The organism is Paenibacillus xylanexedens (assembly GCF_001908275.1).
In the GTDB taxonomy this organism is placed as follows: Bacteria; Bacillota; Bacilli; order Paenibacillales; family Paenibacillaceae; genus Paenibacillus; species Paenibacillus xylanexedens_A.
On the sequence record NZ_CP018620.1, the window covers coordinates 6431741 to 6457597 of the forward strand.

Consider the following 25857-nt stretch of genomic DNA (forward strand, 5'->3'; position numbering starts at 1 on the left):
ATAGGATATTATATCTAGTTCGTGTCTGAAAACTCGCTGAAGTGCATCTTTCACCGTCTTTTTGCCCCCTGCTGTGTCACTTTCCCTTGACGTGCCCCGGCACGCCTGCGGAAAACTTCCTTGCTTGGAACGAAAATTCGGCAAAACCTGCTTCCTTCAGAGTTTTAGACACGCCCTGAGCAAGCACTAGTGCTTGGCGATGCATCTTACACACCGGTCTGCGTTATCGCGATGTCTGAGCCATGCGGTGACAGGCCGGCATTCCATGAATGGACGCTCCATGGTCGCGATAACATCGAAGGAGGAACGGTCATGCTCCAAGAAACGATCGGCATTATGTTCGATTCACGCATGTACCGGGGGATACCGGCCGGAAGGACCGGTCAGGAATCACTCGCGAATTATGAACAGGCAGCGGCCAGTTATGGATTAACTCCCTGCTTTTTGAGGCTGGAAGATATTGATTCGGATCAAAAAACATGTCTTGCCTATGTAAAAAAAGAAGGCAGATATGTTCGCGAGCGCATGCCACTGCCCTCCGTCATTCATAACCGCTCACTCCAGCTTCGCCGGACGGAACAGCATCAGATCACCAAGCTGATGTTGCAGGGTATCCAGGTATTCAACGTTCGCAACCGGTACCGTAAAGATCACATTCATGACATGCTTCATCAGGACCTCGCCTTGCGAGAACACCTGCCCCGTGCAGTCAAAGCTACGCCAGAGTCTCTGGCCTATATGATGGAACAATATGATGACCTCGTCATCAAACCATGCAGCGGTAGCATCGGTCATGGGATTATGCGAGTCTTTGAGCGAGATGGACAGTGGAAACTAACCTGTGAGACGAAGGCGGCACGCAAAGGGTGGGCTACCTTCCGATTGAGCAAAGGACAGCTTCCTTCCGCCACCCTAAGGCGGATCTTTCGCCATGCCTACCTCATTGAAGAGCGTATCCCACTGGTACGTTATGAGGGCAGGCCGGTAGATTTGCGGGTATCTGTACAACGGGGCAGCGATGGTCTTTGGGGAATAACAGGCATGTTTGCCAAAGCGGCTCCTGCCCATACGTTTGTCAGCAATATCGCCCAGGGCGGTAAAGTCATGAAGCTCGCAGAGGCCCTTGGATTAGGAGAATCTGGCTTTGACCTGGCTCGACTGGAATACAGAATCGGACTCGTTGCACTTCGTATTGCCCAGAACCTGGCGGCCAGTCTGCCACATCTGGCTGATCTGGGTCTTGATCTCGGGATAACGCGCAGCGGCCAGATCTATTTTATTGAATGCAATGGACGGGATCAGCGTTACGGTTTTCGCAAGGCGGGAATGTCGGAACACTGGAAGGCAACGTACAGCAAACCGATGGCTTATGGGCGTCTGCTGCTGGAACAGAATTCGAGAATTCCGAGACAACCGCAGACATACGATAGGAGACTATATTGATTTCGTGTGCATTCTGTGTCAATATTATGCAGAACGGCCGGTCTTGCCGGCCTTGAAGTTCGCATTAACCCTAAGGGGGATATTCATGGCAAAAACGCTGTTGCGATTAATGACCGAGCTTTCTTCGCGCAAATGGATCTCCCGGACCGTGGGAGCCTTCTCCAAAAGCCGGGGAAGTAAGGCATTTATCCCTTATTTTGTCCGGACCTACGACATCCCTGTTCAGGAGGCCGAGAAAGACTGGAAGGAATACCGTTCACTGAACGATTTCTTTACCCGCAAATTAAAGCCGGGCATGCGCCCGTTGGAACTTTCAGAGCATGCACTGATCAGCCCGGTAGATGCCAAGATTACGGCAGCCGGTCCAATATCTGCAGGGACACTCCTGAATGTTAAGGGACAAAATTATACACTTGCTGAATTATTAAACCATTCTCCCCATCTGGAGAAGTACAAGCACGGGTACGGGTTCGTCCTCTATCTCAGCCCTCGCGACTATCACCGCATTCATGCACCTGTCAGCGGCCGCAAAATAGAGAGCGAGCACATCAAAGGCAAAGTTTATCCCGTGAATGATTTTGGCCTGACCCATATGAGATCCGTGCTTAGTCGAAACGAACGACTCATTACGTATATCGCACATGATTACGGTGAAGTGGCGGTTGTCAAAGTAGGTGCGATGAACGTGAGTAGCATACAATATGCTGATACGGACACAAGTACCTGGGCACAAGGCGATGATCTGGCCTATTTTGAATTCGGTTCCACCGTTGTTCTGCTGACGCAGAGTGGCACATTCGAACCAAACCCGGGCTTACAGCCAGGCGATTCGGTCAAAATGGGCGCATTGCTTGGTCGTTTGAAACCGAAGAACTAATGAGTCCATACGCAAATAAAGAGGATGGCGCAGCACCTGTAACCAGGTATTGCGCCATCCTCTTTATGAATTCATATTCATCCATATATACATGCAATACGAAGCTTCGCTCCGTCGTTATTGGTCTGCTGAGTTCTCCTCAAAACCACACATCTTGCAAGTCCTCTGCCGGTTTGAAGCGACGCAGACGGTTCCGGAAAATATTGCATCCCTTCGTAGAGCATCCCCGGTTGCGGACCCGACGTTTTCCGTTCATCACAAGTTCCCCCTTTTGGTCATCTGGAATGCTAGATAATTACCCTTGCATTCCAGATTTGAAACGGTTTCCTGTTTTTCTCATCAGAATTTCAACGAATCTCGGACGGGCTTTTGCCGGTATATTGCTTGAACTGACGACTGAAGAAGAAAATATCCCGGTAACCCAGAGCATCCGCCACTTCGGTCACATTCATGCCGGTATGCACCAGCAGATGTTCCGCCCGTTCAATACGCATGCGGATAATATAAGATTGCACCGATGATCCCACCAGTTCCTTGAACTTGATCGAGAAGTATCGGGGCGATAAGCCAGCCCGCGCAGCCAGGTCTTCCACCCGATGCGTAATCCCCGGATGCTGACGCACATAATTGGCGACCTCCTGGATGACATCGGACAACTGATTGCTCACCTTTTTCTCCACAGGTTCTTCCGTATCGGCGCGCAGCAAATGAATCATCAGCTGTTTCAGAATCAATCGACTCTCTTCATCACGTCCGTACACATCCGATAAGAACAGTCTTACATAACGTGCCAGCAAGTGCTCAAACTCCACCGTTTCCTGTACCTCGCGATAGGACTGGGGAACGTCAGCAACAGGCACGTCCACATCAAAGTGAATATACGTAAGTACCAACGGTTTTTGCTTATTATGTGTTGCAGTAGGATGATCTCCTGGCCTGAACAAAAAACAACTACCCTTGCCAACTTCATACGACTGGTCATTCAGTACAAGCGTTCCTTCACCACTCCATACATAAAATAAATCATAGTTTTGCATCGGTTTTTCCCGTTTCTGCCACTTCCAGCCCGGTTCACAGACAATTTTGGCGACAGCGGGCAAAATAACAAATGATGACGGCGATGCCTGCAGCATGTCGCCACTCCCCCTTGATAGTTAATCTCTCTGCATATGGCATCATTCTGATCTGAATCTCACTTCTTCAATCCAGGCCATATGTATTTCAGTATCTATAGAAATTGAACTAAAGAACATTTACACTTGCCACTTCGATGACAGAACAACCTTCCGATCGCTGTTATCCCCAGATTTTTTGATTCACTTTTACAAAGGTGAAAATCTGACGATAAAGGCGAACGCTCCGCTTCTTCAGGTTATTTCTGCCCTCTACGTTTTCGTGTAAATAATTAGTTCAACTTGTATAGCATGATTAAATACAACTTGCTCATATATAATCTCTGCTCCTACAGGAGCGAAATGTCTTATCCCATTATACAGCGGAATTCACCGAAACGAAAATGTGCACTTCTCCCAGGCTAGCCGCATTCGCCGGATTCCCTCTGTCATCTCTTCTTTCTCCAGATGTGCAAAAGCAAAACAGGCCGCCGGATGACCTGAAGTCAACCGATATCGCTCTGCATCACGGAACAATATGCCATCCTCCTGAGCAAGCTTTTTAAATCGCTGATAACTGTCCACATCGCCATTCCAGGTAGCGTAGATATGCAGTCCTGCATCACCAAGCTGCATTGTGAATGCCTCCGGCAACTGTAGTTCCATCTCGCGGACAAAAAAATCATGCCGTTCCCCATATAACCGGGTTAACCGTCGTAAGTGCCTCAGGTAACCTCCTCTGGTCATAAATTTTGCCAGTGCGCGCTGCTCTAACAGCGCCGGAGGTACCGGTTCATACAACGCCTTGGCGGAAAGGAGAGGTTCTACCAGGCCAGGCGGCAGTACGGCATAGCCAAGTCGGAACGAAGCAACCATCGTTTGTGAGAATGAACCAACGTAGATGACGCGCTGTTCACGATCAAGCACTTTGAGGGGTTCAATTGGTCTTCCGCCCCATCGGAATTCACTGTCATAATCATCTTCAATGATGACCGCATTCCGCTTTGAGGCCCACGCAAGCAAGGCACGTCTTCTATCCAATCCCAGCACGGCCCCTGTTGGAAACTGCCGGGTAGGGGTGACAAATAACGTCTGTGCCTCCCAAGGCTGAGGTATAATGCCTGCGGCATCCACCTCTGCCGGGATGATTTTCCCACCACAGGACTTGACGGCATGGGCGATGCCCGGATATCCCGGATTCTCTAATACAACTGCTGTATTCTCCGTAATCAGCAATTGAGATAGCAAGGTGATGCCTTGCATTGAACCGCTGAACAATACAATCTGAGATGGTTCAGCCTGGATACCACGTGTCCATCTGAGATGGGAGGCGATGGCCTCACGCAGTTCCGGATCACCGGCTGCACCACTCGATTCTCGCCAACCACTGCGATGAACCGCAGCGAGTGCACTCTTCCACTCCCCTAACGGGAAATGTTCGGCAGGCATGCGCTGCATTTGAAAATTAATGACGGACAACTTCAGAGAAGACATCTGAGTCCGCAGGACTTCATGTTGTGTATTCAACCTCTGTACTCGTTCGCCCCAGGCAGACAGCTTGAGAACGGCTTCCTGTTTCTCATTTTCCTGAGTGGATAATGTTTCGGTGACAAATGTACCTCTTCCCCGATGTGCATGGACATAACCATCCGCAAGCAACATGTCGTATACCTGAGCTACCGAACCACGTGACATCTCATATTGTTTTGCCAACTCACGTGTGGAAGGAAGCCGCGTGCCCCCCACCAATGTGCCTGCATGAATAGCATCACGTAACGCATGGTACAATGCCTCATACTTGTATCGATGCTGAAGTTCATAGGTATCCATCGGCAGCCACAATTCCATCATGCACCTCTCTTCATTTGTCTTCATCTGTGATCCCCGACTAATTGGCCTACTAAAGTGAATGTAAATTGGATCTATTTCATTGTCAATGTATGAACTATTGTTATCCATAAGATATGGCGTTCTATTATACATTCAATGATGGGGGAATACACATGAGACGGAAAGAATTCACAGTAGACGAAGAACAGGAAATTACCACATTTCTGGATCAGTGCTCCTTCGGGTTTCTGGGCACGGTCAGCCCGGACGGACAACCACGGGTTACACCGCTGAATTTCGTATATATGGACGGTTGCTTTTATTTCCACGGCAGTCTGGCTGGCGAGAAGATGAAACAGATCAAACAGGATTCGTCGGTCAGTTTCACAGTAGCTGAAGAGTTCTCCCTGATTCCATCCTACTTCAGTGATCCTGAGCTTGCTTGTCCAGCGACTTCTTTCTTCAAAAGTGTTATGGCCTTTGGTCAGGCTGAACCGGTTAAAGATCTGGACATCAAAGGTAAGGTACTGCAACGATTCATGGAGAAACTCCAGCCGCAAGGCGGATATGTACCCATTGACGCTACTGACTCGCGTTACACAGGAAACCTCAAAGCTGTAGCCGTAGTCCGAATTAGTCCTGAACGTATCAGCGCCAAATTTAAATTTGGACAAAACCTCTCGAGTGAACGATTCGATCATATCAGTGGTGAACTGGAACAGCGCAATGAAGGAAGAGATGCCGAAACTGCTGAAATGATGCGGAAATACTGTCCATTTCATCAGCAATAAGTTTCATTTCTTGAGGATTACTCCAAGGTTGAATTCAACGATAACCCACCCGAAAACCCTCTGCAACAACGCGGTAAAGCGATATAACTGTCATATTGCGTAATTTCCGTGACGGGGGCATGTCAAGGTGATATAATGTTAGGCAGTTGAATCACAAAGACTTGGAAGGATGAAAAGAATGAATCCACTGGCTGAACAGTTGAACGAAAGTATTCAGACAGGCAGCAGTCACGTCTACTCCATGCTGTCACAGCTTGGCAAAGAAATTTATTTTCCTAAAGAGGGGATCTTGAGTCAATCTGCTGAAGCAGCAAGCTTGGCCAAGACCCATAATGCCACGATTGGTATCGCCCTGGAGGGTGGTGTGCCGATGCATCTTCAGGTTATTCAGGAGAAGCTATCTGCATTCCAGCCAAAGGATCTGTATCCTTACGCTCCACCTGCAGGTAAACCTGAATTGCGGACCGTCTGGAGAGACAAGATGCTGAAGGAAACGCCTTCTCTGGAAGGCAAAACGTTTGGCAATCCGATTGTAACCAATGCTTTAACCCATGGACTAAGTATCGTAGCCGACCTGTTCGCCGATGAAGGGGACGCTGTCATATATCCGGATAAAAACTGGGAAAATTACGAGCTGACCTTCGGAATTCGTCGTCATGGCCAGTTGGTTCATTATCCCCTGTTTGATGATCAGTTGAACTTCAACAGTGAGGGTCTGCTTCAGGCTTTACTTGATCAAAAGGACAAAGGTAAAGCGATCGTTCTGCTCAACTTCCCGAATAATCCAACAGGTTATACGCCTGGAGCCGAAGAAGCAGATGCAATTGTGAACACGATTCTTCAGGCAGCTGAAGCCGGCGTTAACGTAGTTGCTGTAACAGACGATGCTTACTTTGGACTGTTCTTCGAAGATTCCATTCATGAATCCCTGTTTGGCAAACTTGCCAACATTCATCCACGTGTGTTGACCGTAAAAGTGGATGGTGCAACCAAGGAGGAGTTCGTATGGGGCTTCCGCGTTGGATTCATTACGTATGCCCATGAAGATGCAGCCGTTCTGCATGCATTGGAACAAAAAACTCTCGGTATTATCCGGGCAACGATCTCCAGTGGCCCGCATCCTTCCCAGACTTTTGTACTGGATGCGCTCAAAGCACCGGAGTTTGAAGCACAGAAACAGGAGAAGTTCGAGATTATGAAAGGCCGCGCCAATAAGGTAAAAGCCATTCTCGATAGCGGCAAGTATGGAGATGCATGGGACTATTATCCGTTCAACTCTGGTTACTTCATGTGCCTGAAGCTAAAAGAAGTTGGCGCTGAAGAACTTCGAAGCCATTTGCTGCACAAATATGGTGTGGGTACAATCGCGCTGGGTGAATCGGATCTGCGAATCGCCTTCTCCTGTATTGAAGAATCCGGATTGGAAGATCTGTATGAAACCATCTATCGTGGAGTTCAGGATCTGCAGACGACTTAGTTAAAATACCGTAACAAAGTTACAACAATCTCAGTAGCTCAGGGGAAACAGGATCATGTCTGTACCCTGAATGATATAAGAACCCTTTGTATAACGGCGACGTTTCATGTCTCTGGATATACAAAGGGTTCTTTTGTGTTTTGCAACTCGCATGATACTACTCCACTCCCCCGGACAGCTGCCCAAAAGCTCTAATTTCTGACTTTACCGGGCATCGGCCCAATCAGCCTACCCCCACGGCACATAATATACGATGTACGCAAGGGCGTGCCAAACAACCACTTGAAAGGGGAATGACCATGTCTGGAGTTGAAGATACAAGAGGCGGTTATGGATGCGGCGGTTACGGCGGAGGATTTACAAACACAGGTGCCATTCTCGTTCTGTTCATCTTGCTCGTGATCATCACTAAATCGTTCCTCTGTTAGTACCAATACACACTTGCGAGAGAACCAAGTGATCTGATTGCATGATTCCATTACAGCACAAAGAAGGGTATTCCGGGACACAGCCCGGCATACCCTTCTTTTGTTATTTTTTGTACCTCTCACTGATGAACCCAATGTAATAATCCGAGTTGGTCAGGTGTCCGATCGTTTACTCGTCCTCTTCTTCCTTCAACCACTTGTTACCTTGCGAACGCCGCATGATCACAATCACCAGTATACCCAAAATAAGTGCTACTCCGGTGACAGTCAGTCCACTTGCTCCGGCAGCCAGCATAGGCAACCACATAAGCAATGCAGCCAGTGCGTGCAGATGGAATATGAATCCCAACACCTGAGAACGACGACTCTCACCCGAGATTGGATAGATCATAATCCAGAACGATTCACTATGACTGCGACGCAGCGCACCTAACTGAACACCTGCAAGCAACAGGAAGAACAGATACACCCCGACACCAAAGTAGCTGCCTGCTGTCCACCAGGATAGCAACATGCCCAGTACAATTAAGCGTAACACGATTGAGAACACTTCGGTTCGAATAAACGTTTTGGTTATCAAGTAACGGTAAGCTTTCCCTGCATTCCAGGGAAGACCGCTCCCCCATTTGCTAAGCCAGCGACGCGAACTTACTTTCTGCCCAGATGAAGGCACATCCACAAACCAGCCAAGCGTCCGCATAACCCTGCCAGCCTGACCCTGCTCTACCTGGATCAGTCGTTCCCACGCTACCCGATGTTTCACCGGTATACGCAAGGCGACGATGTAGACAACAGCCAGCAGCAGCAGGAACCATACGCTCCGCTGCGGTGGTTGCCATAACCAGGCGCCAACCGCCAGCACAGCCAGTGCCCATCGCAAGAGACGGTATCCTCTTGCTGCCCCGACCTGAACCATTCTTAGCTCTTGCCACGCTCCATAACTGGACAACCCTTTCCACAGCAACAGGAATACGATGAACCAGCCAAATGGCCGTGCATCCAGATCTGCTCTGACATAGAGCGGCCACAGTGTAACAAATACAAGCAGCAATCCCAGAGTTTTATAGATGATGCCCCGGGCAAAGCTGTTCTTCAAATATTCCTGCATCCGGTATTCCTGTGGTCGCAGGAACACAATATCTGCCGGAAGCAGATATGTACGATAACTGCTAAACAGCACTAGCGGTGCCAGCAGCAGTAATGCAACCCAGCGAATCGGAAATTCTGCCGGAATGTTCTGGACAAACGATGTATACCAGGCGGAGAACGCAATGACGAGAAATAAAAAGACCATAGCTACACCGCTCTGGATCACATAACCCAGATAAGGAAGAATTCCGTTCCAGAATCCTGTGCGTCTTTGCTTCCATAGCAGCTTGAGATCCATGCTCAATCCCTGCCTTGTACGAGGGAATAGAACATGTGCTCCAGCGTGGCATCCGATTCCCCGAATTGGGAGCGCAGTTCATTCAGCGTCCCTTGAGCAATAACCTGCCCACGGTGCAGAACGATAAAACGGTCACAGTAATTTTCAATCGTGGACAGAATGTGTGAACTGAGCAGGATGGATGATCCCGAAGCTTTCATCTCCAGCATAAAATCAAGCAAAGAGCGAATACCCAGCGGGTCCAGTCCCAGGAAAGGCTCATCAATGATATACAGTGGTGGTCCTGCCACAAAAGCACACATGATCATAACTTTTTGCCGCATCCCCTTGGACAGGTGAGTCGACAAACTTGTACTTTTCTCATTCATACGGAACAGTTCCAGCAGTTTCTCCGTACGTTGTTTGAAGTCAGCCTCCGACACATTGTACGCTCTTGCCGTAAATTCCAGATGCTCCATCACCGTCATCTCATCATACAGTTCGGGTGATTCCGGTACAAAGGCCATAGCCGATTGGTAGATCTGCGCATCCTCGTCCCGCTTTTTGCCCATCACTCGTACTTCGCCCTGTTGAGGGGTCATCAAGCCGAGGATATGTTTCATGGTTGTACTTTTGCCAGCACCGTTTAAGCCGATTAGTCCGACCATCTCTCCACGTCCAACTTCCAGATCGATGCCGTGAAGGACTGGCCTTTTGGCACTATAACCTCCGCTTAACCCGCTGATTTGCAGAACAGGCGATTGAACGTTTTCCATCTATCCCTGCACCCCTTTCGTCAGATTCTATTCTTCGGAGCGTGGCGTTTTGTCTTTACTCCACTTGGGTGCTCCTTTGTTTTTACGATCCTGGTCGCGCTCCGTACGGCCTGTATTACCCGTTGGTTTGCTACCTGCTGGACGCGAACTGGAGATTGTAGCTCTGGTTCCCCCATTACGATTGCCCTGACCTGGTTTGCGATCTCTGGATTGTCCTGGTTTTCTGGAGAACGAATGTCCCTCAGGCCGCGTGTCCGGACGCGGATCAGCCTCCAGTACTTTACCGCCAAAGAGTACACGTTCTGACAGTTCGATTCCGAGTTCGCGTGCGAATTTACGCATAATAAAGATCTGTGTTTCATCCACAATGGACAAAACGATACCCGAACGTCCCATCCGGCCTGTACGACCTGCACGGTGAACATAGTGCTCCGAGTCAAAGGCAGGGTCATAGTTAATGACCATTGGCAATCCTTCGATATCCAAACCTCTGGCAGCGACTTCGCTGGCAATCAGCAACTGAAGTTTGCCATTACGGAAGGCAGACAATACGTTACTACGGGTCACTTTGTCAGCATCTCCATACAGCGCAGCAGCGGACAAGCCCAGATGATTCATTTTTGCTTCAACTTCACCAATATCTTCGGTTGCATTCACAAATACGATTGCCCGATCCGGATTGTACTGTCTAACCAGACGACGTAGCATGTCAATTTTGTTGCGGTTTTCTTCTACAAAATAATAATGCTCAAGGCCCGCAGCCGTAGCTCGATCCGGTTCAATTCCGATCTGAACAGGCTCTTTCATCTCACGCTTTGCAAGTCCAGCCGTGTGCTCATCAATGGTTGCTGACAGGAAGATCAGCTGACGGTCCCGCAATGCACTCTTAAGTACAAAGTTCACGTCACTTACGCCGCCAAGTTGGAACACCTGGTCTGCTTCATCGATAACAATCGTAGAGACGTTGTGCATTTTCAGTTTTTTGAGTGTAATCAATTCCTTCAGTCGTCCCGGTGTACCCACAACCAATTGGGGATGCTCACGCAGCTTCTCGATCTGACGTTTAGCCGCAGCGCCACCAATTAGACCCAATACGCCGATCTTACGTTCTTCCGCATAACGCTGCGCTTCACGTACAATTTGCATCGCCAGCTCTTGTGTAGGTGCAATAATGAGTTTCTGCGTGCCTTTGATATCCATTTTGATGGATTGTAACAGTGGCAACAGATATGCCAGCGTTTTTCCTGTTCCCGTCTGGGATTTGGATACGACATCTCGGCCTTCCAAAATAACCGGGATCGTCTGAGCCTGTACAGGTGAAGGTTCGTTAATGCCATGTTTCGCCAAAACGGCCTCCAGATCCTGTTCCACGCCAATTGAAGCAAATGTTTGATTCGTCATGTATGTCCATCCTTTTAATTTATTCATTTTGATGTTATATAAGTTCAACTAATGAGTAATTACACTGACACTACGAGGACAGAACAACCTTCCGATCACTGTTATCCCCAGATTTTTTTGATTCCTTTTTTTCAAAAGGAAAAATCCGGGGATAAAGGTGCACGCTTCGCTTCTTCAGGTTATTTCTGTCCTCTCCGTTATTGTGTAAAAGTTTAGTTGAACATATAAGTTGCTTGTATATTACCGAAGCCTGTCATCACATTACCTTTCATTATATGCGAAAAAAGCCTGTGTACCAAATCTTATTCCAGAATTGTATGTATACACGCCAAAAAAAAGAAAAGCCCCTCGGCGGAGCCTTTCTTTCATTCCGTATATGATGCCTCGTATCACATTTACTTCTGATTCATTACACCGTGCGACAATCGATCTGCAAGACGAGGAAATAGCTGGTATAACCATATGCAAGCAGAAGCAAGTCTCGGCAGATTCACTTCTTCCTTGCGCTTTTTCATCGCCCGAATCATATGACCCGCAACGTCTTCCGGTTTCAACATCATCCAGCGTACATTATTCACATAATTGCCAGAAGGGTCAGCCCGATGGAAAAATGGTGTATCAATCGGACCCGGATTAATCGTTGTCACCAGGACGCCAGTCTTGCGAAGCTCTTGACGCAGCGCATTACTAAATCCGAGTACAGCATGTTTCGTAGCTGTATAGGAAGCAGATTTGGCTGTACCGATTTTGCCAGCCATGGAGGCCACGTTCACAATCTGACCTTTGCCACGTTCCAGCATTTGTGGAAGCACTGCTTTGGTACAGCGGACAATGCCCATGTAATTAACGTCCATCATCTCATCGAATTCCTGTACAGACATCTCTGTCATCGCTGCGAATTTCCCGTAACCTGCATTGTTCAGCAAAATGTCGATTCGTCCGTATTTATGCAATATCGCATCCACAGCTGCCTGAACCTGCTCACTATCCGTAACATCAAGTGTGAGTATTTCATGCGGCCCTTTCAGCGAGGCACCAATCTCTTCCAGCTTGTCCCGTGAACGGGCAGCCAGAATTGGGATGGCTCCTTCTTCTATCAGCATCTGCGCACACAGCGCACCGATACCACTCGATGCACCTGTGATAAACACTACCTGATCTTTCAGCATCCGTGATGTCCTCCCGTATTGAACACATATTGCCTTTTGAGGCGTATGGTTCTATTCTACGAGATCATGACCTGAATATCCATCTCACCAATGCCGTCCATCAGCAAAGGAATGCTCAGTGCTTTCGTTGCACTAAATGTAGTCAAATGTTCGGACTTCATCACTTGTGGAGGTGTAATATCGACCACAACACCCTGGTTTGACAGGATGGTGCTGGCATTACCACTGATCATATTCCCCAGTTCGGAAATCGCACTTTTGCTCATTTCATCCATTTCTGTAATGACAAAACCGCCCATCATCGCAGATACAATTTTCAATGCAACTTTTTCATTAATTCCAAATACAATGTTTCCGCTAAGTTGTCCGGTCATTCCGATTACGATCCAGACATGGTCTGCAATGTACTCTACATTTTTCACGCCAAGACTCCCGGTGGAAGGCGAAACCTGGATGAGCTGTTCGAATACGTTCCGTGCCGATTCCAGGAAAGGATTAATCACTTCCGCTTTCACTGTCTATGTCCCCCTCGCACTGGGTTATTGGTCACACACCAAAAGTCCCATATTCATTAAATTTATTATACTTTATCACGTACAAGAATTCATTAAGAATTCGTTAAACCATGTGTACTATAATTTATCGTCATCCGTGGGGCAAATGTTTATAGCTGATTCTAGCGAATAAACAGCGCTTTTCACTTCTTTTGCAGAAAGCTTTTCGTTCATTGTGCGTGGCAAAAGGCATTTAGGACTTTATTACTGCTTTTTCACAATTGTAAAAAAAATCAAATTCTTGTATTCGCGTTTTTTTCACAGTCTCTTGAACTACTTTTGATCCTGATAATTACCTTCATTGCTCTGCTGTCCTGAATCACCTATAATTTAAGATAACGGAACAATAACCAGTTACGGGATTACATCACACCAAACACTACATAATCAAGAAATTTTGCCTGCAAGGAGGTCACCTATGAACATAAGCCAACTGGAGACACTAATTACCATTTCCAAAACGATGAGCTTCCGCAAAGCGGGAGAACTTCTGAACCTGACCCAGCCTGCCGTCTCGGCCCAGATCAAAAGTCTGGAGGACGAATTCAGCACCGTTCTTGTGGATCGGAACCAACCTGTTACCCTGACAGATCGTGGGCAGGTATTCCTGGAGCACGCTGAACGGATGCTCGACATCGTTGATGAGTTAAAACAAAAATTGTCCGATCTTGATGAAACGCCTCAGGGACGTATCGTATTAGGCACAACAACTTCCATTGCTATTCAGATCTTGCCAAGGGTGTTATCCTATTTCCAAGATCAATTCCCGCTGATCAAAACCAGTATCCAATCCCTTCCGTCATCACAGATCTATACCCAGGTCGAAAATGGTCTGGTTGATATTGGTATCGGTTATCTCACTGAGCGTAATCCCAACCTGAATACATCTGTGCTGTACTATGACACATTTGAACTCGTGGTATCTCCTTCCCATCCGCTGGCGAAGAAAAAACATGCTGCAGTGGATGTGCTCCGCAGTACACCATTGATTCTGCTGTCCCCTGATACCGTAGGACGAAGGTTTACGGAAACCATCTTCAAGAAACATAATATTGAACCTAATATTGTAATGGAGTTGTCGAGCAGCGAAGAAGTGAAACGGATGGTCGAGATTGATCTCGGGGCAGCTGTCATCTCCAAACAATCTGTTGCGCATGAGCTGCGTCAAGGTACATTGCGAATGATACCCTTAAGTGAGCTGGAGGTCAGTCACCCTGTAGGTGTTATCTATAAGTCCAGTCGGTACCTTAACTCAGCGATGCAGCAATTCATAAGTGACCTCAAAGGTATGCCGGAAACCCAATTCATCAGTTCAGAATGACAATGAGCCATGAGAAAGGAAGGATTCCATATGAAATTCGATCTTCACACACATCATTTTCGTTGTGGTCACGCAGACGGCAACATCCGCGATTATATAGAGGCAGGTATTAAGGTAGGACTTCAGGCCATCGGAATCTCGGATCATACGCCATACTTTGGCAGTGAGCTTGAGCAGGCATTTCCCCGGATCGCAATGGGTAAGTCTGAATTGCAGCATTATGTGGAAGAAGTCCTTGCTTTGAAAGAAGAGTACGCTGGTAAAATCGATGTACTGCTCGGCATTGAATCCGACTACTTCCCTGCTTATGCAGAATTGTACCGTACCACACTGGGACAGTATCCTTTTGACTATATTATTGGTTCAGTTCATCATACCGAGGATGTGAGTATCTTCAACAAAACCCGTTGGAATGGTCTAAGCAATGCTCGCAAAGTTGAAGTGAAAGAAAGCTATTATTCATTAATTCGGGAATCGGCTCGCAGCGGTATGTTCCAGATTCTTGGACATATTGATGCGATGAAAGGAAACTATCCACCTTTCTCCGAAATTATCGCTGATCAGGCCATTGATGAAACGTTGCAGGTCATTGCAGAATCCAACGTAGCGATCGAAATTAACACATCTGGCAAAACCAAACTCAGCGGTGGCTGGTATCCCTCGGATGCCATTCTGGAACGCGCCCATCATTATGGAGTGAAGGTGACATTTGGATCGGACGCGCATAAACCACAGCGGGTGGCAGACGAGCTGGATGACGTTCGTACACGTCTCAAGGAGATCGGATTCACCGACTGGGTGTACTTCAAGCAGAAACAGATGCAGGTTGTGCCACTGTAAAAAATATAGAACCACAGAGAAACCCCCACAGCGTTAACAAGCGCAGTGGGGGTTTTGGGTTTAATTCTAAATAAAAAAATATTATATAAGTTCAACTGAACATTTACACGATAACGTAGAGGACAAAAATAACTTGAAGAAGCGAAGCGGTCGCCTAAAAGCTTTCTGAAAGAAAGCTGCATCGGAAGCATACGCTATCCCCGGATTTTCCCTTCTAAAATATGGGAATCAAAAAAATCCGGGTATAACAGCGATCGGAAGGTTATTCTGTCATCGGAGTGGCCAGTGTAAATATTCCACAGTTAACTTATATGGACAAAAAAAATGAACCCGCTCGCGCGGGTCCCAACAGCATTATCTATTATCAAAAAGGGGGTCATGAGATAAGTTTACCCCCTGTCTGTTAGAGTTCAATTGCAGCTATATTTCAATTGTGTAACAAATGATTGAAGTTCGATTCATTCACGTTTGACTACTCTATGTCATTGCGGCTTGTCAGATACCAGGGTTTGCAGGTCTTTTTCCTGAAGCGGTCTGACGTATTGTTCCCGGTACATACTGTACACTTTAACATCCATCAGGGATTCTGATCCCTCGTCATCCTCATCATTTAGTCCGAACGAGGGAAGACTCCGCTCATAGGACATCCCTATTTTGCTTAGCACCCGTTGTGAAGATACATTGGCCTCATAACAACGTGCTTCCACCCTCCCCAGATGAAGATCGTCAAATCCAAACTGCAGCAGCCGCTGTACCGCCTCGGTAGCCACACCCCTGCCCCAACAGGACCTGTTCAGGATATAACCAATCTGTGCGGTACCATTCTGATCATTCCAGTGCTGGAATGAGGTGATCCCAATCACCTGTTCTTTGCCTCTCCAGCAGATCCCATAATGTAACGAATCCAGCTTGGCGCTGCTGCTCCGTATCTGGTTCAATAACCGTCTCGCTCGGATTGGCGTGGGCTGGCTTCCCCTATTCACATATCTTATGACTTGAGGATCGGAAAAGAGTTCCGATAATGTGCTGTAATCACTTTGACGTAATGATCGCAGGACAAGCCGCTCTGTCCACAAAGCCGGCAGACCTTGAACCAGCATTTTTCGGGTAAGCATGACAATCGCTCCTTTTGCCTAAACGGGCTCTAGTCCGGTAAGACAAGCATGCTCTGATGATGATCCGGCGTAATACCATTTGAACTGATCCACGAACTTTAGTATTCGCATTTTAGTATTAATATATTGCATCATTCAATTCCTCACGCTAAAAGGTCCAGATGCTGACTACTCCTGCAGCCCGCGATAGATACCCGTACGAATCTCACGAATATAGAAATCCAATGCAGGAACATTCGCCGACTGTGCAACCTGTACTTCTCGCTCAATATCATAAGGCACCCGCACGAATTGAACATTGAACGGGGTATTGTTATCGTTGCTGTCTTCACCCTCCAGAATACAGTAGGAAGCTTGGGGAAGATCGAGTGGATTACCAACACTCCCTGCATTAAACAGTAACTTACCGTTCATATACTGCAAGTATGCGTTATGCACATCCCCATAACCTACAACATCTGCAACACCTTGCTCAGGCTCATCAGCCGGAGGATCAAACATTGCCAACCTCTTTTCCATCGCGTCCCACGGCTGTACACGATGGTATACACTTTGAGGTGAAGCATGGACCAGACGGATGGTGCGACCGCTCAGTTGAAATTGATGGCTGAAGGGCAGGCCCGCCAAGTACGCCAATCGTTCCTCACCCAGCCGCTCTGCTTGCCACGTAAAGTTCTCGTTGTCTTGGTTAACCGCAACCAGTTCATCCCAATTGCCACGGATAACAAGTTCGCACGTCGCTCTCACCTGATCCACAACCTTGACCGGTTCTGGCCCCTTGCCCACGAGGTCACCAAGACAAAAGATTCGCTCCACGCCACGACTTCGGATATCTTTTAACACTGCTTCCCAGGCAGTCATGTTGCCATGAATGTCGGATATAATCGCAATTCGTTCCATCTGGATAACCTCCATTCATGTTGAATCCTTTATGTTTTATATTCATCTTATATTCTTTTATGTGGTTGATCCTTTAAGCTCAAAAATCGTTAATTCTGGTCTGCACAGAAAACGAATGGGCAGTTGAGTCATGCCAAAACCACGATTCACATACACAGGCATCTGTGTCTGGGTGGTGTAATATACCCCCTGGACATCCGTGTAATACAATCCTTGAACATACTTGTGTGAACCTCGCGGAGTTGTCAGTGCCCCGATCCAGGGAAAACGTACCTGTCCACCATGGCTATGACCGGAAAGTTGTAATCCGAAACCATAGGGAGTGGCAATGTCGGCATAATCCGGTTCATGCATAAGTAACAATTTCCACACATCATGATCCAATCCCTTAATGGCTTGGGCAGGATCAGGCCTGCCCGTAAGTGCGTCATCCAGACCAGCTATGGCCAGACGTTCGCCCCCTTGTTCAATCACCACATGTTCGTTCCGTAACAAAGTGAATCCAGCTTCACGGAACATGGTTGTCACTTCATTCTGCTGTCCGCCCCGATAATCATGATTCCCCAAAACAGCAAATTTGCCATACTTCGCTTGCATGGAGGCGAGTACCGGAATACATTCACGCATCGGCTCTGCTTCCCTCTCAACTATGTCTCCGGTAAAACAAATCAAGTCCGGTCGCTGCTCCTCAATCGTTGCTGCCAGCTTCTTCAGCTCTTTCACCCCGGTATGAAAACCAAGATGGGCATCGCTGAACTGAACGACACGCAAACCGTCAAATGCCTTTGGAAACTTCGGAAGTTTCAACTCCACTTGCTTAATCTCCAGACGACGCGGTTCCCATAACCAGGCATAACCTCCTGTAAGCAAACTGGCACCCGCCGTCATCAAAACCATGCGCAATAAGAAACTTCGGCGAGAGGGATCATGATCCTTTTCTTCCCCAGGAAACACAGACTCTTCTGCACCTGATGCTTTGTGCGAGCGCTGGGACGGCGAGTTGTTGCTGCCCTGACGCGGTGTCTCTGCCATATCTCCCCCTCCTTCTACGCTCTTAATCCATCCCCTTAGTATATCATATTCTGCATGGGTAGCCCGGTTCCTCTGCTTCATTACAAAAAGAAGCCGGGATCTCCGGCATGTTGCTGCACGGGATCACGACTTCTTCTAAGTTGCAGATTACACTTCTGCACATGTTATGACGAGACTATACACCCAACCAGCGTTTGAACATATGCTTGGTCGTTTGTTTGTTCATTTCGGCAATGGAGGTTGTCAGTGGAATGCCTTTTGGACAGGATTGCACACAGTTCTGTGAGTTACCACAGCCCTCAATGCCTCCGTCTTCCATCAACGCTTCCAGACGATCGTCGGCGTTCATCTCCCCTGTTGGGTGAGCGTTGAACAGGCGCACTTGGGACAGTGCTGCTGGACCGATAAAGTCTGTTTTCTCATTGACGTTCGGACATGCCTCCAGACATACACCACATGTCATGCATTTGGACAGCTCATATGCCCACTGACGCTTCTTCTCAGGCATCCGTGGACCTGGACCGAGGTCATAGGTACCATCGATCGGAATCCATGCTTTTACTCGTTTCAGGGCGCTAAACATCCGGCTACGGTCGATGACCAAGTCACGAACCACTGGGAATGTCTTCATCGGTTCGATACGAACAGGCTGTTCGAGCTTGTCGATCAGGGCTGCACATGCTTGACGTGGCTTGCCGTTGATGACCATGGAGCAGGCACCGCAGACTTCTTCGAGACAGTTGGAATCCCAGCACACGGGAGCAATGGATTTGCCATCTGTATTGACCGGGTTCCGCTGAATCTCCATCAGGGCGCTGATCACATTCATGTTGGGACGGTACGGAAGCTCAAACTCTTCGTTGTACGAAGATGACTCCGGGCTATCCTGACGGGTGATGATAAACTTGACGGTTTTGTTGGCTGTAGCTTGTTCCGCCATATCGTAGTCCCCTCCTCTGGTGACGATGATTGGTGTTGCTGATGCGCAAAGTTAATCTTTTGGTGCACGGGTGGCGCTCCGTCAGCGGAATGCCCCTCTGATCGCTGTTATCCCCGGATTTTTTTGATCAACCCTTCCCAGGGTTAAAATCCGGTGATAAAGGCGAGCGCTTCGCTTCTTCTGGGCATTTCCGCTTCCTCCGCTACGTTGTGCACTGGGTCACTTTGCTGGAAACTGCACTCCAATTCATTGTGGATTGCGGTAATTTTAAATATGCAAGCTTTGCAAATGCGTTGCTTGCTTATGAACAGGTATTTTGGCTTCCTCTGCTGCTTTGTGCACACAGAGTACCTTCGCTGAGAACCTTCACTCCATCACTTTGATGGCAGTAACTTTGAAGAAGCTTTGCTTCTCCAAAGTTCTCCTGCCTCTCCGTTCAGGTGTTTAACTATTCATTGCATGAATAGTGTGACACTTCTTAATCTTTGGAGTAATCCCGGATACGTGGTGGGATCAGGGATACGTCTACTGGCTCGTACGAGATTTTCGGGCCTTCCTTCGACCAGCTTGCGATGGTCGTTTTCAGGAACTCTTCATCATTACGTTCCGTGAAATCCGGTTTGTAATGCGCGCCGCGGCTTTCGTTACGCAGCAGTGCGCCCAGTGTCATTGCTTCTGCCAATTCAATCATGTTCCACAGTTGGCGAGTGAATGCTGCGCTCGGGTTATTCCAACCAGAGCTATCATACATGTTGATTTTGCCATAACGCTCTTTCAATTCCTTGATCTTGCCAATCGTGGCTTCAAGCTTGTCGTTGTAACGCACAACCGTCATGTTGGCTGTCATCCACTCGCCAAGCTCTTTATGAATGACATAGGCATTTTCCGTGCCCTGCATTTTCAAGATGCCTTCGTACTTGTCGCTTTGTTGTTTGGTGTGTTTCTCAAATACGGAAGATGGGATATCAGCGGACGATTTTTTAAGTCCTTTGATATATTCAGCCGCTTTTGGTCCAGCCACCATACCACCATAGATCGCAGATACCAGTGAGTTTGCACCCAGACGGTTCGCACCATGGTATTGATATTCACATTCACCAGCTGCGAACAGCCCCGGAATGTTAGTCATTTGGTTGTAATCTACCCACATGCCGCCCATGGAATAATGGACTGCCGGGAAGATTTTCATTGGGATTTTACGCGGGTCATCACCCATGAACTTCTCATAGATCTCAATGATTCCGCCGAGTTTAACATCCAGTTCCTTCGGATCTTTGTGCGACAGATCGAGATAAACCATGTTCTCGCCGTTCACACCCAGACCCATATCCACGCAGACGCTGAAGATTTCACGAGTCGCGATATCACGTGGAACCAGGTTACCGTAGGATGGATATTTTTCTTCAAGGAAGTACCAAGGTTTTCCATCTTTGTACGTCCAGATCCGTCCACCTTCACCACGCGCGGATTCAGACATGAGACGCAGCTTGTCATCCCCTGGAATGGCTGTTGGGTGAATCTGAATGAACTCCCCGTTGGCGTAATTTACACCTTGCTGATAAACCGCACTTGCCGCTGTACCTGTGTTAATTACAGAGTTGGTCGTTTTACCGAAGATGATCCCCGGACCACCGCTCGCCAGAATAACCGCTTCTGCCGGGAAGGTCTGTACCTTCATCGTTTTCAGATCCTGAGCCACGATCCCGCGACATACGCCTTCATCATCCAAAACCGCCTGCAGGAACTCCCAGTTCTCATATTTCGTAACCAGGCCCGCTGCTTCCCAGCGACGTACCTGCTCGTCTAATGCATAGAGCAATTGTTGTCCTGTTGTCGCTCCGGCAAACGCCGTACGGTGATGCTTCGTTCCACCGAAACGACGGAAATCAAGCAAACCTTCCGGTGTCCGGTTGAACATTACGCCCATACGGTCCATCAAGTGGATGATGCCAGGTGCTGCTTCGCACATCGCTTTAACAGGAGGTTGGTTCGCAAGGAAGTCACCGCCGTATACCGTATCGTCAAAGTGTACCCATGGGGAGTCACCCTCACCCTTGGTATTTACCGCTCCGTTAATGCCGCCTTGTGCGCATACAGAGTGGGATCGTTTAACAGGAACCAGTGAAAATAAATGAACATGGACTCCGGCTTCAGCCGATTTGATCGCCGCCATCAATCCCGCGAGACCGCCGCCCACAATAATTACATTCGTTGATGCCATTGCTGTTCACTCCCTTATAAGTCAGCATTTATACGCTAAATGCTTAAATTAGAACTGTTTTTACTGCGTCAATCATCGAAGTAGCCGTTTGGAAATCAATGCTCCGGAAAGCAAATAGTGAAGCAATAAACATGATGGAAACAATAGCGAACAAGCTCATACATACGTAAGAGGATACACGTTGCGCACGCGGACCAACCGTAATTCCCCAGCTAACGAGGAACGACCACAGACCATTGGCAAAGTGATATGACGCCGCAACCACACTGATCATATATATCGCAAAGGTTATCGGATTCGTCACCGCATCATGTATGACGCCGCCAATCTCTTCATGGGATACATTACCCAGCGCAATCTGTACTCGCGTCTCCCATACGTGCCAGATGACGAATACAAACGTAATAATACCGCTTACCCTCTGTAACGTGTAGCGCCAGTTGCGCTCATTACCGTAACGCCCAACATTAGGCTTGGCCTGATAGGCAATGTAAAGACCATAAACACCGTGATAGAACAACGGCAACCAGATAAGTAATGCCTCGATCACAATAACAAGAGGCAAACCGTTCAGAAATGCAACGGCACCGTAAAAAGCTTCTTTGCCGCCTTCAACTGCCGTGAAGTTCGTCACCAAATGCTCAACAAAAAACAAACTGAGCGGAATGACGCCAAGCAAGGAGTGCAGCTTTCTGGAGTAAAACCCTTTCATAAAATGTCGATCCCCTTTCGCTAAATACAACGTTTTCATAAATGATTTCACTTATCATGACACGAATCCTTTTCCATGAAAAGGTTCGACAAATTGTTCCGTTTTCCCCAGGTGTGAACAACTTGTGTCACGGTTCATGTTACTCCTTTTTTTCTTATAAGGGAATTGCAATATAATTATTAAATGTTATAACCTATAGGTATAAGCAGTGAAACATTGGGTTTACGGGCTATACAACATGGAAAACGATTGAGCAAGGGCAAGAATCACATTCATTGAAAAGAGGTTATTGTTCATGTTTGAGGAGTTAAATGCATTTGCAGCGGTCGTGGAGCAGTCCAGCCTCAACCGTGCATCCAAGTTACTGAACTTGTCCCAACCCGCACTCTCACGCAAAATTGCCAAATTGGAGGATGAACTCGGGGTTGCCCTATTCCACCGCCGTGGCAAACGGCTGGAGTTAACAAGTGTGGGCCAGTTCACCTATACCTACGCTGTAGAACAGAAACAGCAGCAACAGAAGTTCCTCACCATGCTGGCCCAGTATAAAGACGAAGAACAGAGCACCATTACACTCGGAGCCAGTCTGACGACACTTCAAACTACGTTACCACCTCTCGTCAATGCCTTTATGGAGAAACATCCAAATGCCGAACTGAAACTGTTGACGGGAAAAACACATGAGATTGTCTCGTTTGTGCGTGATAAAAAAGCCGATGTGGGCATTGTCGCCTCCTCCATCAGCGAAGTGGGGCTTAACTGTGTGCCGCTCTTTGACGATCACCTGGAACTGGTTGTGCCACTTACACACCCCTTGTCCGGTAAGGAAGCCGGGATGGAGCATTTGCAGGATCTGCCGATGATCACGTTCTCCAAAGGCACCTGGTACCGCAAATTAACGGACGACCTCTTCCAGCGCTGTGCCGTGATGCCGGATATTCGCATGGAGATTGATTCCTTCGAAGCGATCATCCGACTTCTGCCTTCCGCCAAAGCTGCTGCTCTATTGCCCAAGTCATATCTTCGTCCACAATTGCTCGCGGACAATGATCTTGTTTCTGTTCATTTGCCTCAATTACAGCAGACCCGCAGAACAACCTGTATGATCTATGGGGAAAAAGAGGACCTCAGCGAGACCTCCAGACAATGGGTCAAGGAGACGGCTGCACTCTTTACAGCAAAGGCGCCATTGCCCTCACGGAGGACTACGACGCCTTAGCCTTGATCTGAATCAGCCAGGTTCCAGCGCCTGGCTTCCATATTTAACTCACGATAATTATCAGCTCTCTTGGCTGATAACCTCTTCTTCAAATCGGTCGATATCTGCATTATTACCAATAATGACCATGATATCCCCCATTTGAAGCGAGTCCAGTGCTGTTGGAGCAATAATGACACCAGCTTCTTTCTGTAACGCTACAATGCTGCAACCAAAACGTACACGTGCATTCAGGGTAGAAAGGGTTTTGTTGTGCAGACAGGCGGGAACCTTCATCTCGACAATACTGTAATCATTGGATAATTCAATGTAATCCAGCAAGTTTGGGGTAACCAGCTGGTGGGCAACCCGAATGCCCATATCCCGCTCAGGATAAACGACACGATCGATCCCCAGTTTATCCAATGCTCGTCCGTGAAGGACGGATATGGCCTTGGCCACGACCGTCTTGACACCCAGCTCTTTTAACAGAATCGCAGTGAGAATGCTCGTCTGGATATCATCCCCGATGGCAACGATGCAGCAGTCAAAATTTCGAATACCCAGGGAGCGCAGCACTTCCTCATCTGTGGCATCGGCTACAACGGCATGGGTGACCAATTCACTCATGTCTTCGACGACTTCTTCATTTTTATCAATCCCGAGTACCTCGTAGCCGAGTTCCATTAATTCCTGTGCCAGACTGGAGCCAAACCGCCCAAGCCCAATCACCGCAAACTGCTGTGTTTTCATTGTTCTTCACGAACCCCTTATCCAATAATCATTTTGCCTTCCGGATACCTGTATAACTCTTTACCCTTTTTCTGCCCAAGTGCATACGCTAATGTGATCGGTCCAAGCCTTCCTGCAAACATCGTAAAACAGATCAGGAGTTTGCCCAAAGTAGTCAACTTCAGCGTCAGTCCGAGCGATAATCCGACAGTACCAAAGGCTGATGTCGTTTCAAATAAGATCATCATAAAACTGGCGTCTTCTGTGGTACTCAGTGCCATCGTTACAGCTATGATCAACAAGAGTGCAAGCAATGTAATGGTAAGCGCCTTGAAAATCCGTTCCTGTACGAGCCGGTAGCGGAAAAATACGATATCTTCACGTCCTCGCATCATGGCGATGACCGCGCCAGCCATAATCATAAATGTCGTTGTTTTGATCCCGCCTCCGGTAGAACCTGGCGAAGCACCAATAAACATCAGAATGATCATAAAGAACTGTGTTGCCTGTCTGAGCCCGGCAATATCTACCGTATTGGCTCCTGCTGTTCGCGGCGTAACGGACTGGAAGAATGAACCGAGAATTTTGCCACCCCAGTTCAGGCCACCCAGTGTCCGTGGATTGCTGAATTCAAATACGAAAATGACAAGTGCACCAAACACAATCAACAATCCAGTCATTAACAGTACAACTTTGGAGTGCAGAGACAGCTTCCGCGTTTTGCGGTAATCCACCAGGTCTGACAACACCACAAAACCGATACCACCAGAGACAATCAGGAACATTGCTGTAAAATTAACCAACGGGTCATACACATAACCGGTCAGACTGCGGAAATCCCCAAACATATCAAAGCCCGCATTGTTGAACATGGAGATCGCATGCCAATAGCCATAATAGATCGCCTGTCCGACTGGCATGTCGAACGACCAGCGGATGGCAAACAGTGTGCCACATATGCCTTCGATAATGAGTGAGTAGATCACAACTTTACGGATCAGCCGGACGATGCCCTCCATCGTGCTCTGGTTCATCGCTTCCTGTAGAATCAACCTTTCCCTGAGCGAGATCCGCCGTTTGAACGCAATGGCAACCAATGTGGACATTGTCATGAAGCCCAGTCCGCCAATCTGAATCAGAATCGCGATCACAATCTGACCCAGCACCGAGAAATGAGTCCCTGTATCGACCACAACCAACCCAGTGACACAAACAGCCGAAGTTGCTGTAAAGAGCGCATCAATAAATGCAAGACTGTCACCGTTACGGTTGGATGCCGGAAGCATTAACAGCAGTGTGCCTACCAATATGATGCCAGCAAACCCTAAGACAAGAATACGGGGTGGCGATAATCGCATCCATTGAACATTCAGTTTCACTTGAGTATCTTCCACCTCTTCTAAAATGAAAATAACTCCACACCCCGTGGAGCCTTCTTCATTTGAAATGCTGTTACCAAACGTTAAACAAGTATGATTCAGATTAAAACGACATATATAATGAAGTTGGAATATATCCTATTCGTTCCCTTGTTGGGCGAAAGACATGCGAATCATTGCACATTTGTTTCAAAATTATAAGCGCTGCGACGTTTGTAGACAAAACGTTTTTTGTGTAAATCG

23 protein-coding genes are annotated in these 25857 nt (G+C 47.7%); 8 read left to right on the forward strand and 15 right to left on the reverse strand.

Translation table 11 applies throughout. From position 1 onward, the window contains the following. Positions 1 to 312 precede the first annotated feature (312 nt). Both BS614_RS28025 and asd read left to right on the forward strand, forming a co-directional pair. Complete coding sequence (locus tag BS614_RS28025) at positions 313 to 1443, forward strand: YheC/YheD family endospore coat-associated protein (RefSeq protein WP_074096327.1); 1131 nt, start codon at positions 313 to 315, stop codon at positions 1441 to 1443. A gap of 85 nt (positions 1444 to 1528) precedes the next feature. Further along, positions 1529 to 2320, forward strand: coding sequence for an archaetidylserine decarboxylase (gene asd / locus BS614_RS28030; protein WP_047841263.1), 792 nt, complete (start codon positions 1529 to 1531; stop codon positions 2318 to 2320). Positions 2321 to 2667: 347 nt separating this feature from the next. Here asd and BS614_RS28035 read toward each other — a convergent pair whose 3' ends face one another. Both BS614_RS28035 and pdxR read right to left on the reverse strand, forming a co-directional pair. Beyond that, positions 2668 to 3453 (reverse strand): AraC family transcriptional regulator, encoded by a 786-nt coding sequence (locus BS614_RS28035; RefSeq protein WP_036605807.1) that lies wholly within the window; start codon positions 3451 to 3453, stop codon positions 2668 to 2670. 369 nt (positions 3454 to 3822) lie between these two features. After that, positions 3823 to 5307: a MocR-like pyridoxine biosynthesis transcription factor PdxR gene (pdxR, locus tag BS614_RS28040; RefSeq protein ID WP_342351878.1), complete on the reverse strand. Its 1485-nt coding sequence runs from the start codon at positions 5305 to 5307 to the stop codon at positions 3823 to 3825. A gap of 128 nt (positions 5308 to 5435) precedes the next feature. Between pdxR and BS614_RS28045 the strand changes: the two genes are divergently transcribed. From BS614_RS28045 to BS614_RS32005, 3 genes are all read left to right on the forward strand, one after another. Then, positions 5436 to 6053, forward strand: a complete 618-nt coding sequence (locus BS614_RS28045) for a pyridoxamine 5'-phosphate oxidase family protein (RefSeq protein WP_074096329.1) — start codon at positions 5436 to 5438, stop codon at positions 6051 to 6053. Between the two features lie 178 nt (positions 6054 to 6231). After that, on the forward strand, positions 6232 to 7530 hold the full coding sequence (locus BS614_RS28050; RefSeq protein ID WP_074096330.1) for an aminotransferase class I/II-fold pyridoxal phosphate-dependent enzyme: 1299 nt from the start codon (positions 6232 to 6234) through the stop codon (positions 7528 to 7530). 299 nt (positions 7531 to 7829) lie between these two features. Beyond that, on the forward strand, positions 7830 to 7958 hold the full coding sequence (locus BS614_RS32005; RefSeq protein ID WP_017692471.1) for a hypothetical protein: 129 nt from the start codon (positions 7830 to 7832) through the stop codon (positions 7956 to 7958). A gap of 169 nt (positions 7959 to 8127) precedes the next feature. Here the strand turns inward: BS614_RS32005 and BS614_RS28055 are convergent, their stop codons facing one another. The 5 genes from BS614_RS28055 to BS614_RS28075 all read right to left on the reverse strand — a co-directional run bounded on the left by BS614_RS28055 (position 8128) and on the right by BS614_RS28075 (position 13185). After that, entirely contained in the window at positions 8128 to 9345 is a 1218-nt protein-coding gene (locus BS614_RS28055) for an ABC transporter permease (RefSeq protein WP_074096331.1), read from the reverse strand. Between the two features lie 2 nt (positions 9346 to 9347). Beyond that, entirely contained in the window at positions 9348 to 10100 is a 753-nt protein-coding gene (locus tag BS614_RS28060) for an ABC transporter ATP-binding protein (protein ID WP_036605802.1), read from the reverse strand. Positions 10101 to 10127: 27 nt separating this feature from the next. Beyond that, on the reverse strand, positions 10128 to 11501 hold the full coding sequence (locus BS614_RS28065) for a DEAD/DEAH box helicase (protein ID WP_074096332.1): 1374 nt from the start codon (positions 11499 to 11501) through the stop codon (positions 10128 to 10130). 395 nt (positions 11502 to 11896) lie between these two features. Then, entirely contained in the window at positions 11897 to 12670 is a 774-nt protein-coding gene (locus BS614_RS28070; RefSeq protein ID WP_074096333.1) for an SDR family NAD(P)-dependent oxidoreductase, read from the reverse strand. 56 nt (positions 12671 to 12726) lie between these two features. Continuing rightward, positions 12727 to 13185, reverse strand: coding sequence for a chemotaxis protein CheX (locus BS614_RS28075; protein ID WP_074096334.1), 459 nt, complete (start codon positions 13183 to 13185; stop codon positions 12727 to 12729). A gap of 457 nt (positions 13186 to 13642) precedes the next feature. Here BS614_RS28075 and BS614_RS28080 point away from each other — a divergent pair, with 457 nt between their 5' ends. Both BS614_RS28080 and BS614_RS28085 read left to right on the forward strand, forming a co-directional pair. Then, complete coding sequence (locus tag BS614_RS28080) at positions 13643 to 14545, forward strand: LysR family transcriptional regulator (protein ID WP_036605798.1); 903 nt, start codon at positions 13643 to 13645, stop codon at positions 14543 to 14545. 30 nt (positions 14546 to 14575) lie between these two features. Continuing rightward, the gene (locus BS614_RS28085) at positions 14576 to 15385 is read left to right on the forward strand and encodes a histidinol-phosphatase (RefSeq protein WP_074096335.1); all 810 of its coding nucleotides are present in this window, start codon (positions 14576 to 14578) and stop codon (positions 15383 to 15385) included. Between the two features lie 482 nt (positions 15386 to 15867). On the opposite strand, the gene BS614_RS28090 is transcribed toward BS614_RS28085, so the two are convergent. The 6 genes from BS614_RS28090 to BS614_RS28115 all read right to left on the reverse strand — a co-directional run bounded on the left by BS614_RS28090 (position 15868) and on the right by BS614_RS28115 (position 22305). Further along, positions 15868 to 16500 (reverse strand): GNAT family N-acetyltransferase, encoded by a 633-nt coding sequence (locus tag BS614_RS28090; RefSeq protein WP_053061418.1) that lies wholly within the window; start codon positions 16498 to 16500, stop codon positions 15868 to 15870. Positions 16501 to 16668: 168 nt separating this feature from the next. Further along, positions 16669 to 17400: a metallophosphoesterase family protein gene (locus tag BS614_RS28095; RefSeq protein WP_074096336.1), complete on the reverse strand. Its 732-nt coding sequence runs from the start codon at positions 17398 to 17400 to the stop codon at positions 16669 to 16671. A gap of 57 nt (positions 17401 to 17457) precedes the next feature. Continuing rightward, on the reverse strand, positions 17458 to 18432 hold the full coding sequence (locus tag BS614_RS28100) for a metallophosphoesterase (RefSeq protein ID WP_074096337.1): 975 nt from the start codon (positions 18430 to 18432) through the stop codon (positions 17458 to 17460). A 175-nt stretch (positions 18433 to 18607) separates the two neighbouring features. Continuing rightward, a complete protein-coding gene (sdhB, locus tag BS614_RS28105) occupies positions 18608 to 19372 on the reverse strand; it encodes a succinate dehydrogenase iron-sulfur subunit (protein ID WP_036605794.1) in 765 nt (254 codons plus the stop codon). Between the two features lie 478 nt (positions 19373 to 19850). Continuing rightward, positions 19851 to 21593 carry a succinate dehydrogenase flavoprotein subunit gene (gene sdhA / locus BS614_RS28110; protein WP_036605793.1) on the reverse strand — a complete coding sequence of 581 codons (1743 nt, stop codon included), beginning with the start codon at positions 21591 to 21593 and terminating at the stop codon, positions 19851 to 19853. A 43-nt stretch (positions 21594 to 21636) separates the two neighbouring features. Beyond that, positions 21637 to 22305: a succinate dehydrogenase cytochrome b558 subunit gene (locus tag BS614_RS28115; RefSeq protein ID WP_036605792.1), complete on the reverse strand. Its 669-nt coding sequence runs from the start codon at positions 22303 to 22305 to the stop codon at positions 21637 to 21639. Between the two features lie 295 nt (positions 22306 to 22600). Here BS614_RS28115 and BS614_RS28120 point away from each other — a divergent pair, with 295 nt between their 5' ends. Continuing rightward, positions 22601 to 23524, forward strand: coding sequence for a LysR family transcriptional regulator (locus BS614_RS28120; RefSeq protein ID WP_074096338.1), 924 nt, complete (start codon positions 22601 to 22603; stop codon positions 23522 to 23524). Between the two features lie 60 nt (positions 23525 to 23584). On the opposite strand, the gene BS614_RS28125 is transcribed toward BS614_RS28120, so the two are convergent. Together BS614_RS28125 and BS614_RS28130 are read right to left on the reverse strand one after the other, a co-directional pair. After that, complete coding sequence (locus BS614_RS28125) at positions 23585 to 24256, reverse strand: potassium channel family protein (protein ID WP_074096339.1); 672 nt, start codon at positions 24254 to 24256, stop codon at positions 23585 to 23587. 17 nt (positions 24257 to 24273) lie between these two features. Then, positions 24274 to 25593: a TrkH family potassium uptake protein gene (locus BS614_RS28130; RefSeq protein WP_074097030.1), complete on the reverse strand. Its 1320-nt coding sequence runs from the start codon at positions 25591 to 25593 to the stop codon at positions 24274 to 24276. Positions 25594 to 25857 lie beyond the last annotated feature (264 nt).